Source organism: Pseudomonas sp. KBS0707 (assembly GCF_005937945.2).
Taxonomy (GTDB): Bacteria; Pseudomonadota; Gammaproteobacteria; order Pseudomonadales; family Pseudomonadaceae; genus Aquipseudomonas; species Aquipseudomonas amygdali.
In genome coordinates, this window is the sequence record NZ_CP041754.1 from 4,221,614 (window position 1) to 4,236,122 (window position 14,509).

Below are 14,509 nucleotides of genomic sequence, written 5' to 3' on the forward strand. Positions count from 1 at the left end.
ACAGCAACAAAACCAAAATTACTATAAAATCAATCAGCAATTAGACGCCCGCGATCCAACCGCTCTAACAAGTAAGATGTTAGACTTAAGACATTTAAACAATCCATCTCGGTGAATATCTTAGGAATTATAGCGTCTAAAGGTGCATGAGCCACTGGATTTCTAAAACCGGTGATTAGCCCCCTCGAAAAAAAGTCTTGTCCACTTTGTAAATTTATTCCTGTTACAGTACTAATATCACCAACTTCAAAAAATGGCTTATTCTTTGAAGAGAACACCTTACCTGTAAGCTCCACGCCATCTTCGGCGAAGCCAGTAAGTTCACGAATATATTCACAATATATTTTTACGCTTTGATCAGCTGCTTCGCCGTATTGTTTGTTTTCATAATATACTTTTATACGCTCTCTAATCTTCTCGTTCAAATGACGCCAATGCAGTTGTGGATATTCCGGGATGATCGCATGGAGTGCTTCAATAACAGGAGTAAATTTTGTGAATGCATCCTCGCTTGAGAGAGCATCAATTATTTTTGAAGTCTGCAGTTGCACATCCTCTGGCATTGTAGACATCCACTTCTGAGTATCAATACCGGTGATGTGCTTTAGCTCATCATCTTTTTTTTCCTTTCTTTTCTCCCTCCAACTGGAGTTAACTTTTGAAATCAAATCAGAGAGAAACTCTCTGAACAACTGCATCTCTTCATTATCCCAATTTATTGACTGTCTATTAGTTGATATTACATCTTCAGATAATAAATCTATAAAGTCTGCCTGTATCCAACCTGTAAGGTATTGAAAAAAGTGGCTTGAGGTACTATTTGAAAAAAACTCAGGAGCATTGACTAGCTTGCCCCTTGAAAATAGTGACACACCCCGCAAGCCGGGATTTGGTTTAATAGGAGTTTCAGCAGTATATAACATACCACCGACCTCTCCTTTATAAATGCTTCCACTATCAACTAGCGAATCAATCTCCCATTCAAACTGCTTATTAAGCTGAGAATAACGCCTATCGTTATCTACTATCAACTCCTCACCTGTGGACTTTATTAAAAGTATCTCAAAATCCTTATCAACAATAAATATCTTTGACAAGCTATCTGCCAAACTCTCCACATCAAATGCCGACTGTCGTTTTAGCTGAGATAATTTTATCGTAGTACCATCTGACTTCGTTGTGCTTTCATCAATTAAATCAGCTGTGGGGTTATAGCTCCCCTCAGCACTCATCAGTTTATCCCAATCTAAAACAAATCGATTTCTCTTCCCACGGCAAACAGTATCAACAGTAATAACTTTTGCCAGACCAAAAAGCGCAAGCTTTCCCAATCCTTTTTTTCCGGTCGCTAATCGCTCAAACACTCGGGTAGGAACGTCTCCTTCATCCTTTCTACGATTTCTACCAATCACTAAAAATTTATTTTGAATGTCACTGGACGACATACCATGACCGTCATCAACAACATTTATGGAAATTGGACCTCTAGCGCTTTCGTGAAACTTCAGACTCACTTTTGAAGCATCCGCGTCATATGAGTTAGATATCAACTCTGCTAGGAGGGTGTAGACAAAATAAATTAAACTTTCACTCCCTTGTCTGAATAGCCCTCAAGCCATGCCTAAAACCGGACGTCCTCGCTCGATTGCCGCCGAGCACTATCCCGTGCTGGTGAAACTCGCTCATGCACAGCCCTATTCCAGCCAGGCCGAATTGGCGCTCGTATTCTTCGCCGAAACCGGTATCACTGCGCATCCCGACACCTTTGCAAAAGCGTTGAAAATGGCAGGGATTACGCGTGTAAAGCAGCGGGCCAAGGGAAGTTTTCAGTCACCTGAACCTAATAAAGCCTATGGCTACAATGAAACCCACCGCCGCCAACTGCCGGAGCAGCTATATCCGAGTTGCTTGACAGATACCGAGTGGGCACTGGTCGCCGACCTGTTTGAAAGCCAGGGCGGACGAGGAGTGCCACCGCTTCACTCTCGGCGCACGTTGCTGGAAGCCTGTTGCTATGTCGTACGCACGGGGTGCTCATGGCGAATGCTACCCCGCGATTTTCCTCATTGGGACAATGTCTACAAAACGTTCCGCCGGTGGAGCGCTCAAGGCAAGTTCGAGCAAATGCATGATCGCTTGCGAGCTCAATGGCGTGAGCGGGAAGAACGCGCTGACAGCCCGTCAGCAGCGATCCTGGATTCACAGTCGACCCGCAGTTCTCCTCAAGGCGGTGACAGCGGCTACGACGCAGGCAAAAAAGTGAAGGGGCGTAAACGAAGTCTGATTGTCGATACATTGGGCCTGCTGCTGGCTGTCAGTATCAGTGCTGCAAGCGTGCAGGATCGTGACGCGGCGGATGATGCGGTGGCGTACTCGAAGGAAAAATATCCGTCACTGAGCACGCTTTTTGTTGATAGTGCGTACGCAGGAAAATGGGCACAGCGCACCCATCAACTGCACGCTATCGATGTTCAAGTGATCCGTGGCCCGAATAACAGAAGAACAGGGCAATGGCACTCTGAACAAGGCGATCTATTTTCCGTGGAGCCTGTTCAGACTGGATTTGTGGTCATGCCCAAGCGATGGGTAGTGGAGCGAACTCATGCCTGGAATGAGAGAGCTCGGCGACTGATCATGCATCATGATCGCCTTTTTGCGGTAAGCGAGGCATGGGTTTGGTTGGCCGAGGCTCGAATACTCGCGCGCCGACTCACTACATGATTTTGTCTACACCCTCCTAACTCTTTACGAAGTAGAAGCGTGGGTCAGAGAAATTTCGGTAGCTGGGTCAATCCTGCATCAGCGGCAACCGTGATATCTCGGTAATTGGGTAAATTCAGCTTGGGCGCAAATAACTGAACGATAGTACTAATATTGAGTTCAGCATCGCAGATAAAAATCTACGCAGAAACATTGGAAATATTTTGACATATCTAATGCATCGATCTACTCTGACGCGACTTTTCTGGAAAGCGCTATAAAAAAACATCAAGGAGAATGGTGTGAGGCATAAGCTCGTACTGAAAATCATTTGTTCATCTATTGCTGTCTGCATGTCAGCCTTGATGGGTCGCAGTTATGGCAGTGATGTGCCTGCCCGCAATACCTCACTTATCGAGCAAAGCGTTCCTGCAGACGTAAAGACAATCATCGCTCCAGACATTACCGAATTTTATACAACACTCAGCGGCACACACTTTTCATACCGATGCTACGACCCCTATATTGCCAAGAGCAAACAAGCGGCCGTTGAGGTTTGCGAGATTGCGCCAGTGGAACTAAAGTTGTCCGGCTGGCCGGAAACCGAGGTCATTCACCTGATCAGTGGCAGCGTGCTGATCACTGAATTGGGTGGGCAACAAAAAAATTACAAGGCGGGTGATATATTCATATTGCCTCAAGGCTTCAAAGGCTTATGGCAACAACATTCCCCCCCTTACTAAAGTCACCGTTCGACATCCTCTTTACTGGAAAGACTGACCGCGCCAACTGTGATCGCTCGTTGAGTGTGCGATAAACTGCGCGCTGGAAACAGCCTTGACACTTATGTATCGGACTATTCGGTGAGCTCATCCTTTGGGGCGGGCCTGCTTTCATCCTTTTTTAATAAGAAGATCAAAACGTGGAACAATCGATTTATCTCGGTGGTGTGTCTTACGAAACAGGCGAGTCCGTTGATATCGCGGCTGCCGCCATGTCACCTGAGACCCTTGACCTCTTGCGCGCTCCCGAGAACAACGTCAAAAACTTCTCACATCTCCCAGGCGATCTGTTCGACTCTGCTTGTACCTCGGTAGCCCATTCGTTGACCGCCAGCGGGCGCCACGCCTCGGATATAGATGCGGTTTTTCTGATATCGAGCATGGTGGATGCGCAGAACAACATCGATGCGCAATGGCTCGCCGACCTGAGCACGCGTCTGGGCATGGAGACAATACCCTTCTATGCCGTCGGTCTGGCGGGTTGCGCGGGGTTTCATGCCGGTCTGAAGTGCGCGTCCGCAATGGTGGCCTCTGGCGACCTGAAGAACGCGCTGCTACTTAGCTTCGACCAATCAGGCGGCGATCTGCAACGCGTATATGGTGAGGGCAGTGACTTCATTTACGTGACCGGCGATGCCGTATCTTCCTGCCTTGTCAGCAGGGATGCGCACCAGCTTCCCTATAAGTTATGTGGGCACGTGCAGTACACCTCCAACACCAGGCAAATAGAAAACTTCTCAAGCGAAACCGACATGCGCAGCATTTCTGCGCTGATGAAACGGACCTATCAACAATCCAGTATTCCTGCCGCGTCCGTCAGCCGCTTCATTTGCAATAACTACACACTGGAAGCCACTCGCCTGTTTTGCCAATTGTCCGGTATCAATCATGGCAAGGCCGTCACCCGACAGCTACCACGCTTCGCGCACTGTTTCGGCTCAGACAACCTGATCAATCTCAAACAACTGGAAATGGATAAAGAACTGTCGGCCGGCGACCATATCCTGCTGTTCAGCACGGGCCCGTTTCAAATGGGCGCCTGCATCATCACATGCACTGCACCCTGAGCAGGCCGCCTATGAATACGATTATTGAACGCTTTCACGCAACCGTTCAGCGCTACCCGAACGAAGTCGCATTGATCACCCACGATACGCAACTCAGCTATACCGGGTTGCTCGCACACGTCAATGCAACCGCTGCGGCACTGCACACCTGGTTTTTAGATGAGCAGCACCGGGCTATTTCGCCCTCCGATAAAATCGGCCTTTCACTAAACAAAGGTGTCGATCTTTATATTGCCATTCTTGCGATCCTGACGACAGGCGCCTGCTATGTGCCCATTGACCTTAAGCTCAATGAACAAACTCGACTTCAGTTAAGCGCCCGTTGCCGTTGCGACCTGGTAGTAACCCCGGATTGGATGGAGAACAACACAGACCTCACTGTCGCCGATGAAACAGGCCGGCCGGCGCCCAACACCTCAATCGTTACCGATATCGTCTATACCTTATTTACCTCGGGTTCTACCGGCCGTCCCAAAGGCGTTAACGTCACCCACCTTAATGTGCTGAATCTTGTCGACTGGGCAATTAACGCATTCGAACTTGGCCCGGGCGCGAGAGTATTGCAGTACTCCACCATCAACTTTGATGCTTCTGTGCTGGATGTGTTTCCCACGCTGCTGAGCGGTGGTGCTCTGTGCATTCCCACCGAAGATGCAAGAATGTCAGAAATGGCACTGGCTGCGTTTTGCAGACGTCATGCAGTTACACAAGCCTTTCTACCGCCGCCTCTGCTCGCGGTCTTTGACGCTGGGCGTTTCTCAGGCATAAAAACGGTCTTGACCGGCGGCGAGTCCTGTCACCCGCAAGCCATTGAGACCTGGTCAAACGGGCGTCGGCTCTACAATCTCTACGGCCCGACCGAAGCCACCGTGCTGGTCAGTTGCAAGGCGATGAGTGCCACCACGTCGGCTCAGAATATCGGTCAGCCCATCAGCGGTGTGCGGCTACATGTACTTGATGAGCATCAACAGCCTTCGGACCAAGGTGAGTTGTACGTCGCCGGGTTAGCCGTATCGGCAGGTTATCTGAATGACAGTGTGGCGACGTGCGAAAAGTTTGTGAACATTGCGCAGCTTGATGCTTCGCCCCTATACAGGACTGGCGACCGCGTACAAGTAACACCGTCGGGAGACATTTGCTTTGTGGGTCGGCTGGATCGGCAAGTCAAGATTCGTGGCTTTCGTGTCGAGCTGGAAGAGATCGAGGCTATGTTATTCCGACTTGGGCATAAAGAAGTAGCCGTCATGGCAGACCCGCAAGGCAGCCTGGTGGCTTACATCGTTGCAGCTCAATACCTGGACCAACAGATGGTGCGCGATCAGCTTGGTCAGTATTTACCGGATTACAAAGTCCCTCAGTATGTCGTTCAGCTTCCGGAAATGCCCTACAAAGCCAATGGCAAAGTAGACCCGAGTCTCTTGCCCAGCCACTTGAATAGCGAGTCGCAACCTGCTGCATCGACGAACTACGGAGAAACGTTCGATACGCTGGCGCAGTTATGGGCCGCTGAACTGAAGCTACCCGTAACGACATTCAGGCAGGAATCAAACTTTCGTGAGTTGGGTGGCTCATCGATAAACATCATGCACTTACTGTCCAACCTGGAAACCAGTTTTGGAGTGGTAATCGATTTCATCGACTTTCTTGAACAGCCCACTCTTCGTTTTTTAATGCACGCACTTGATAACCGGAACCCATGACATGTTGGATACCCTGAACCACGTCGGCCTCACCGTTTTGAATATCGATGACACCCTGGCGTTTTACCGCCAGTTAACAACCGTGGAAGTTTACGAGGAGGCGGTGCATATCACCGGTGATGGTGTAGGTGCGGTCATTGACGTCATCAAGCCCGACTATAAGTCCTGCATGGTCAGAATCGGCCGTCGTGACTTCGAACTGATCGAGCATTACTCGTCCAAAGGCAAGCATATCGTGACCCACCATAACGACTCTGGAGGTATCCATCTGGCGTTCATGGTCAACAACATCGACGAAATTTTCGCGCGCGTAAAGGCCATGGGTATTACGCCTACCACTGAAGAGCCCTACACCGCTCGCGAGCTTGAGGGGTACCGCGCGTTCTTCTTCAGAGACATCAACGATATCCAGATAGAAATTGGCCAACTTCACTGACAGCGAGCACCTCACATGAATGTAATTGCATGCGAACTGCAGCACCTGGACGCAGCGGCGTACCTGTTCAATCAATACCGTATGTTCTATCAAGAGGCCGACGACCTGCCAACGGCTCGTGACTTTTTAAAGTCCAATCTCGATAACCAGACGTCGAGAATATATCTGCTCCTGGACGATCAAAACGAGCCTGTCGGGTTTGCTCAGCTTTACCCAGCCACCTGTTCATTAGCGATGAAGCGCTTCTACTGGATTTACGATCTATTTGTCGAACCTCGCGTGCGCAGGCAAGGCAATGCGCGCTATTTGATGAACCAACTCACCGATATCTTCACGCGGGAGGGTGCTCAACGCCTGAGCCTGGACACGGCCAAAGCCAACGTAACCGCCCAGGCGCTTTATGAGTCGCTTGGCTACGAGGCGGAACAGACGTTCATTACTTATCACAAAATACTCAATCACTGATTTCTTGAAGAGCTGAACCTCTTCAGTTCTAGGAGTCTGGCTGCCACTCGACAGCCAAGAGCGTGGAATCTCTAACATGAACGATTCAACTGATCGAATTTACGATTTGCTGGGGGTCGGTGTAGGCCCTTTCAACCTCGGGCTGTGTTCGTTGTTACAGCCTCTGGACGGTATTGACAGCCTGTTTTTCGAAGCCAAGCCACATTTTCACTGGCACGCGGGGATGTTGATTGGCGACGCAACACTGCAGGTGCCTTTTATGGCCGACCTAGTCACGATGGTGGAACCAAGGAGCCGTTTCACCTATTTAAACTACCTTCACGAACACGGTCGCCTCCATCAGTTTTATTCCTATCAAAGCTTCTATGTTCCCAGGGTTGAGTACAACCACTACTGCCAATGGGTCAGCGAACAGTTGGACAATATCCGGTTTTCTGCACGGGTGGTGGCTCTCGAAATCGTCGACGGTCTCTTCTGCCTAACCGTTGCCGATCAGGTGACTCAGGAACGCAAACTGTACCGCGGGCGCGATCTGGTCGTTGGCGTGGGCACTGAGCCCGTGTGGCCAAAAATGGCTAACGATTTCATGCAGCAGGAAAACTGCATTCACTCTTCAGGCTATGTGCAAAACAAGCGCGGGCTTCAAGCGCAGAAAAACATCACTCTGGTCGGAAGTGGGCAAAGTGCTGCGGAGATTTTTCTCGACCTGCTGAAAGATCAACCGCAGTTTGGCTATGAGCTAAACTGGCTGTCGCGCAGCCGTGGCTTTATCTCCATGGAGTATTCAAAGCTGGGCAGCGAACACTTCACTCCCGACTATGTCGAGCATTTCCACGCACTGCCAGAGCACAGTCGCCTTTCGGCGATACAAGGGCAAAGCCATTGGTACAAAGGCATTTCCATCGATACGATCAAGGAGATATATGACTGCCTGTACATACAGTCCATCGAGAGGCCACTGCCTGTGGTGCTTCAGTCACGTACAGAGTTGGAACACATTGCCGCAGCGGGAAGTTCGCTTTCCTTGAGCTTTCGTCAGCTAGACATGCAAAAGAAGTTCACGTTTGACACCCATGCGCTGATTCTTGCCACCGGCTACGACTACGTATTCCCGCCGTTTCTTTCCTCGCTCGGGCAATGGCTTGAGTTCGATGGCAAAGGGCATGCTGCCGTCAATCGTGACTACACACTCAAAACCTCGGCGAATATCAAAGGACGTATTTATGTCCAGAATGCCGAAATTCACTCTCATGGAGTGGGGGCGCCGGACCTGGGGATGGGCGCTTATCGAAGCGCCAGTATTATTAACAACCTTACCAACCGAGTTCATTATCCGGTTCGGGAAAAAAATGCATTCCAGACATTTGGAATTGCCCCAAAATGGGACCAGCCTGGCGATGCGTTGAGCAACCCGCTGCACATAGCCGCTTCCCTTGCCTGATTCGCCCAAAACAATACTGACAATCACTTATTCAGACGACGCCACCGAATGCAACTCTCGCCAACGGCTATCAGTACCTTCAATCATCAAATTGAGGCGGGGGAAGACGTTCTGCCCCTTTACCACTTTACGAAAGATCAGGCGTTCTTGAATCAGGAATGCCTGGAGTCGCAGGTTCGCTCGTACCCACGGCGCTTTCCGTTCACCATTGCACGGGGCCAAGGGGCGTATATCGAAGACACCCACGGGCAGGTTTACCTTGACTGCCTTGCGGGCGCAGGCGCTCTGCCACTTGGGCACAATAACGCTGAAGTGAATCAGGTACTTACCGCGCAGATCGAATCTCTCGTTCCGTTCCAGACGCTGGACGTGACGACCCCCGTGAAAGATGCTTTCGTACAATCAGTAATGGCCTTCATGCCGGCCGATTTTGCCAGGGACGCCTGCATTCAATTTTGCGGTCCGTCCGGCTCGGATGCGGTGGAAGCCGCATTGAAGATTGCCAAGCAAGTGACAGGGCGCGACAACATCATTTCGTTTCATGGTGCTTACCACGGCATGACCAATGGTGCACTTGCCTTGATGGGCAACCTGAACGCCAAGTCGCGCCGCAGCAGCCTGATGCCAGGCGTGCATTTTTTCCCGTTCCCCTACAGCTTGCGTTGCAAGTTCGGCGTGGGGGGCGAAGCAGGTGACCGTGCATCCATTCGCTACATCGAGTCGGTTCTGCATGACCAGGAGAGCGGCATCGTAAAGCCCGCAGCGCTTATTCTTGAACACATTCAGGGGGAAGGCGGAGTAATTCCTGCCTCCGCTTACTGGCTCCAGGAGATCCGGCGCATCTGCACCGAACTGGAAATAGTATTGATCGTAGATGAAATCCAATGTGGTATCGGCCGCTCAGGCAATCATTTTGCCTTTGAGCATGCGGGTATCACGCCTGACATTCTGGTCTTGTCCAAAGCCATCGGAGGCGGCCAGCCGTTGGCCTGTCTGGTGTTTAAAAAGGATTTGGACTGTTGGAAGGCGGGCGAACATGCAGGGACATTCCGGGGAAATCAGCTCGCAATGGCCGCAGGTGCGAAAACGCTCGAGATTATTCAGCGAGACAACCTGACTCATAACGCCGGAGTGCTGGGTAACTATGTGATGGGCAAGCTGCAAGCCTTAAGCAAACAGCATCCTTGCATTGCACAAGTGCGAGGCCGAGGCCGAGGCCTGATGGTGGGCATGGAAATCACGGCGCCCGGACAGACCGACAGGTTGGGAGATCCACTTACTGACCCTGAACGCGCAGCGGCCATACAGCGTGCAGCATTGAGCAGAGGATTAATCATTGAGAAAGAAGGCCGTCATGGCGCTGTATTAAGACTGCTTCCCCCGCTGAACATCACACGAGCCCAATTGGATTTTGCAGTGCGCGTTTTCGCACAAGCGCTAACCATGACTTCGCGAGACCGCCATGACTGAAGCCTGGAGCCACCACTTCGTACAACCGTCGTCTCAAGGCACAGTCGCTTTTCGCGGAGCGTTGAAACTGTGCACGGAAGAAATAGCCCGAATAATTGAAAACTGCGCCGGTCCTTATTCTGGTCTTGCACTGGATACGCTGCAAAACAGAATCAACGATCAATCACTTTCGGCCGAACACACCGTTACGCTGCAAGAGGCCATTAAAGAGGTTGGCCAACTGATCGCCAGCAACTCGGTCATTGTTCAGCACCCTATGTGTACTGCGCACTTGCACACGCCACCGTCGGTTGTGGGAATAGCGGCCGAGAGCTTCATTGCCGCTCAGAATCTGTCCATGGACTCGTGGGACCAGTCCGGTGCAGCGACTTACGTAGAGCAACGCGTCATACGCGAGCTTTGCGACATCTACGGGTTTGCAGATTCCGGAGGAGGCGTTTTCACAAGCGGAGGCACTCAAAGCAATATCATGGCGCTGCTGATGGCACGGGACAGTTTCCTGCAGTCACATAGCAACCATAGCGTCTACCACGACGGGCTTCCGGACTACTCTGGCAAACTGCGGATTGTCACCTCTGACAAAAGCCATATTACTGTCGAAAAAGCGGCTGCCATCATGGGGTTGGGCGTGAAGGCTGTGGTGCGCGTTGGCACCCATCCGGACGGCTCGATGGTCGTGGATGCGCTGGAGCAGACTTTGCAGGACTTGAAAAACGAAGGCCTGCTGGCTTTCGCTCTGGTCGCAACGGCTGGGACCACCGACCACGGCGCGATTGATGATCTGGTCGCGCTGTCTGATGTCGCAAAGCGCGAACGTCTCTGGCTCCATGTGGACGCAGCTTACGGTGGGGCTGTGATTTTCAGCCAGGCCAAATCACGCCTTGAGGCCATTCAATGCGCTGACTCGCTGACAGTGGACTTTCACAAAATGTGGTTTCAACCAATTAGCTGTGGAGCGCTGCTTTTACGTGACAATAAGGCTTTCAAACACCTGCTCCATCGCGCTGCCTACCTCAATCGCGAGGAGGATGAGCTGCCCAATCTTGTGGATTTTTCAATCTCTACCACTCGGCGATTCGACGCATTGAAGGTGTTCATGACGCTGCGAACCATTGGCACTCGAACCCTTGGCGCCATGGTGGATCACCTCATGACACAAACGGGGCAAGTAGCGAAGATGATTGCAGCGAGCAGCGACTTCGAATTGCTGGCTCCCGCCACGCTGACTACGGTGCTGTTCCGCTATACCGGTGGCCTGGACCAGGAGTCCATTGACGGGATCAACAAGTCCATACGCATGTCCTTGCTCAAAACAGGTACAGCGATACTGGGGGAAACTATCGTTGGTGCGAAGGCAGCGCTGAAGTTGACCTTGCTGAACCCCTGCCTGACGCTAGAGTATTATCGCTGATGCAGAATTGACCCAACTGCCGACTTGGCGTTGCCCCATAAGTATTCAGCCCAAAGTCAGACCTGCTAACGTTTTACGAAGTAGAAGCTTGGGTCAGCGAAATTTCGGCAGTTGGGTCAATTCTGCATCAGCGGCAACACGTCAGCGGAATGCTCGAGCAGAAAATCGTTGCCCCGGCGACTAAGTCGGTAGTACATAGTCTGCGTAACACGATCAAGATTGGTCATTGCCCAATCCGAGAACCCGTTATTCGTGACCACCGAAAAAAGCTGCTGATAGCCATTATTCTGATATTCGATCCCGCTTTTCATCCAATTATTATCATCTATATAGATCAACATCCCACACTGATCAAAAAACATATAGGATTCAAACGCGACCTTAGATTTCAGCGTCCAGAAACGTTCCTCGCTGCGCATCACAATACCCGGAGCATTATTGTATTCAAGACCATAATAGGTACCCCGCCAAAAGTCAGTATCAGGTGACGTATGGATGACGAGTTCATTTTCGGTAATCGAGAAACTCTCAGGAGTGTTAATCCAGTTCAGCTCGGAAAAATTGAGTTTTTTCATACTATTTCTCTGCAAACCATTGCTTGATTTCATAATGATTATTGGCGATCAGATCAGCAGCGCTCAGATCCTGCTGCAATGAGCCGGGATGACGCAAACCTATACAAAACATATGGGCGGCCTTCGCAGCGGTAACACCGTGATGGGAGTCTTCAATAACCAGACATGAACGAGGTGATACTCCAAGCCCCTTGGCCGCCGTAAGAAAAATCTCCGGATTCGGTTTGCTCTCTTTAACATCAGTACCACAAATAACCTTTTTGAAAAATCGACGCAATTTCGTTTTTTCCAATATAAGCTCGACCAAATTACGTGGAGACGAAGAGGCTACGGCACAGGGCACTCCGGTATGCTCCAGTAAATTGAGAAGCGCCTCCACGCCAGGCATGGATTGAAACGATTCAAAACTGATTGAGCGCATTAATTGCTGTTGATGCTGTCCCATCAGGTGGTCGATGGATTCAGTGAGCGCGTACTCATTTTTAATCGTGCTCCACATGTAGTGCTGTGTAGTTCCCAAAAAACGTGACAGATCTTTTTCAGAAAGGGTCACGCCGTGGCGCAAACAGGAACTCTTTTCCTGTTCCATATAAAGGGGCTCACTGTCAACCAGAACTCCATCCATATCAAAAATAACAGACCCTATCACCTGCATCAGTATGGGCTCCGATTGCTCTATTCGCGCTTGAAGTGCATGAGATTGTAATGGGGGCGTGCTTCTAAAGCATGCAGCGTAAACGAATTGGCCATGTTGATATCCCGATACCCCACCCCGTCAGCAAGCGTTGCAGTTGCCGCACCACCTATGATGATAGGCACCTGCATGAGTATAATTTCATCTACCAGATCGAGATTGAATACCTGCCAGTTCAGGTGGCCACCGCCCTCAACCATGATGTGGTTTATTCCGCGCACCTCCAGCATGGGGAAAAGTCGTGTAAAGTCGACATGCTTTGCACCGGCAAAGAGCACCTCCTTTCCACAAGCACGGATATGTTTGACCATTTCATGATCACGAGCCTGTTCGGTAGTTGCGATAATAGTTTTCTCTGGTGATTTGAAAATACTGGCGGAAGTAGGCAGATCTAAGGAGGTGGTGGGAATGATACGTATTGGGTTACGACCCGACTCATAGCGATTGGTCAATTGTGGATCGTCAGTAACAATTGTATTGCGCCCTACCATGATTGCGTCTACTTCACCGCGGAATTTATGGATAAAACGCATGTCATCATCATCAAAGTTCTGAAACAACGGCTTGCTGGATGCGCCTTTGCCCATCGTCAACTTGCCATCAATTGATATCTGACTGAATACAGTAACTTTCATATTGATTCCTTGATTCCTTGATTCCTTGATTCCTTGATTCCGCTCGTATCATACAGAGGAAATTGGGTATTAAAGATAAGCGAGATTTGGTGTGAATACGCTTTTTATATTAGGGGCGGAAGCATCGTTAAGAAGTGTATCGAAAACCTCCGAGTGATTTTCTAGTACGTAGCGATGCGTTACCAGCCGCCCTAGCTCAGGAAGTTTTCGCACAAGACGAATTGCTCTAGGAAAGTGCTGATTGTATTCTCCAGCAGAAATAATACTGATAGCGTTAATCAGGAAGTACTTTACAGGCAGCATGTAATGATAGTCGCTATCAAATCCAAAAAGTACAATTCTCCCACCGCGACCGATGTAGCGTGAAGCTGTATCGATCTGATTACCGACAGTATCGATAACAACATCAAACTTTTCTTGGTGCTGCATCTGCAACTCAAGATCATTGGCATGTATAACATCAAGACTTTGTGAGCGGCCGAACTGTATGCGATGTGTGTTTCGATCAGTGGCGAGCGTGTCAATTCCCATTGAGCGCAGAACGATCTGCGCAATCAGACTCATAGGGCCAGACCCTAGGATCAACACACGCTCTCCCGCTCGAATGAACGCCTGGTCTATATTATTCAGAATGCAGGCAACAGGCTCAACCAACACACCAGCTGCCCAGCTCATATCGTCTGGCAATTGATACACAAAACGCTCACGAGTAACGAAGCGCTCGGCAAAAGTTCCATGTTTGTTGACACCTGCGATATCCAACCCAGCGTTCCCCGCCCCATTGCATAGGTGCGTTTTAGCAAGACGGCAAGGTTCGCAAACGCCACAGTATTCGTTGGGATCAACCACCACCCGCATCCCTTTTTGTAGGTGTACTACGCCCTCACCTACATCGATAATAATGCCAACTGCTTCGTGCCCGCGTATAATGCCCACCTCTCCACCTTCACGGCCCGACAATACCGCCAGATCAGTTCCGCATATACCTGATAGCACGATATCGATTTCTACGCCGTCAGGAGCAAGCATGACAGGATCCTTGCAATCCACAAGCTCAAGCCTCTGGTTATCCATTAAGCCCAGTGCTTTCATAAGTTGATAATCACTCCATTTCTACCAAGAAAATATTAGCC

Annotated in this window: 14 protein-coding genes; 9 read left to right on the top strand and 5 right to left on the bottom strand. The window is 50.1% G+C overall.

What is annotated here, in order from left to right; all coding sequences use genetic code 11:
* Positions 1–29: 29 nt before the first annotated feature.
* Positions 30–1,514 (bottom strand): TIGR02391 family protein, encoded by a 1,485-nt coding sequence (locus FFH21_RS19990; RefSeq protein WP_011169261.1) that lies wholly within the window; start codon positions 1,512–1,514, stop codon positions 30–32.
* 103 nt (positions 1,515–1,617) lie between these two features.
* Between FFH21_RS19990 and FFH21_RS19995 the strand changes: the two genes are divergently transcribed.
* The 9 genes from FFH21_RS19995 (at position 1,618) to FFH21_RS20035 (ending at position 11,472) form a co-directional block, all read left to right on the top strand.
* The gene (locus FFH21_RS19995) at positions 1,618–2,721 is read left to right on the top strand and encodes an IS5-like element ISPsy19 family transposase (RefSeq protein WP_004663854.1); all 1,104 of its coding nucleotides are present in this window, start codon (positions 1,618–1,620) and stop codon (positions 2,719–2,721) included.
* A 281-nt stretch (positions 2,722–3,002) separates the two neighbouring features.
* On the top strand, positions 3,003–3,443 hold the full coding sequence (locus FFH21_RS30345) for a cupin domain-containing protein (RefSeq protein WP_011169262.1): 441 nt from the start codon (positions 3,003–3,005) through the stop codon (positions 3,441–3,443).
* A gap of 179 nt (positions 3,444–3,622) precedes the next feature.
* Complete coding sequence (locus FFH21_RS20005; protein WP_041924614.1) at positions 3,623–4,549, top strand: MupB; 927 nt, start codon at positions 3,623–3,625, stop codon at positions 4,547–4,549.
* An 11-nt stretch (positions 4,550–4,560) separates the two neighbouring features.
* Positions 4,561–6,249: a non-ribosomal peptide synthetase gene (locus FFH21_RS20010; RefSeq protein WP_011169264.1), complete on the top strand. Its 1,689-nt coding sequence runs from the start codon at positions 4,561–4,563 to the stop codon at positions 6,247–6,249.
* 1 nt (position 6,250) lies between these two features.
* Positions 6,251–6,685, top strand: coding sequence for a VOC family protein (locus FFH21_RS20015; protein WP_003349395.1), 435 nt, complete (start codon positions 6,251–6,253; stop codon positions 6,683–6,685).
* A gap of 15 nt (positions 6,686–6,700) precedes the next feature.
* Entirely contained in the window at positions 6,701–7,150 is a 450-nt protein-coding gene (locus FFH21_RS20020; RefSeq protein WP_005622216.1) for an N-acetyltransferase, read from the top strand.
* 76 nt (positions 7,151–7,226) lie between these two features.
* Entirely contained in the window at positions 7,227–8,591 is a 1,365-nt protein-coding gene (locus FFH21_RS20025) for a lysine N(6)-hydroxylase/L-ornithine N(5)-oxygenase family protein (protein ID WP_011169265.1), read from the top strand.
* A 48-nt stretch (positions 8,592–8,639) separates the two neighbouring features.
* Complete coding sequence (locus FFH21_RS20030; RefSeq protein ID WP_054073218.1) at positions 8,640–10,061, top strand: diaminobutyrate--2-oxoglutarate transaminase family protein; 1,422 nt, start codon at positions 8,640–8,642, stop codon at positions 10,059–10,061.
* Positions 10,054–11,472, top strand: coding sequence for a pyridoxal-dependent decarboxylase (locus FFH21_RS20035; RefSeq protein ID WP_011169267.1), 1,419 nt, complete (start codon positions 10,054–10,056; stop codon positions 11,470–11,472). The genes FFH21_RS20030 and FFH21_RS20035 overlap by 8 nt, the downstream gene beginning before the upstream one ends.
* A gap of 116 nt (positions 11,473–11,588) precedes the next feature.
* Here the strand turns inward: FFH21_RS20035 and FFH21_RS20040 are convergent, their stop codons facing one another.
* From FFH21_RS20040 to FFH21_RS20055, 4 genes are all read right to left on the bottom strand, one after another.
* Positions 11,589–12,047, bottom strand: a complete 459-nt coding sequence (locus FFH21_RS20040; RefSeq protein ID WP_011169268.1) for a DUF1349 domain-containing protein — start codon at positions 12,045–12,047, stop codon at positions 11,589–11,591.
* Position 12,048: 1 nt separating this feature from the next.
* Complete coding sequence (locus tag FFH21_RS20045) at positions 12,049–12,702, bottom strand: HAD family phosphatase (protein WP_041924615.1); 654 nt, start codon at positions 12,700–12,702, stop codon at positions 12,049–12,051.
* A 20-nt stretch (positions 12,703–12,722) separates the two neighbouring features.
* Positions 12,723–13,376, bottom strand: coding sequence for a dihydrofolate reductase family protein (locus tag FFH21_RS20050; protein ID WP_011169270.1), 654 nt, complete (start codon positions 13,374–13,376; stop codon positions 12,723–12,725).
* Between the two features lie 69 nt (positions 13,377–13,445).
* Positions 13,446–14,468, bottom strand: coding sequence for a zinc-binding dehydrogenase (locus FFH21_RS20055; RefSeq protein ID WP_011169271.1), 1,023 nt, complete (start codon positions 14,466–14,468; stop codon positions 13,446–13,448).
* Between the last annotated feature and the right edge of the window lie 41 nt (positions 14,469–14,509).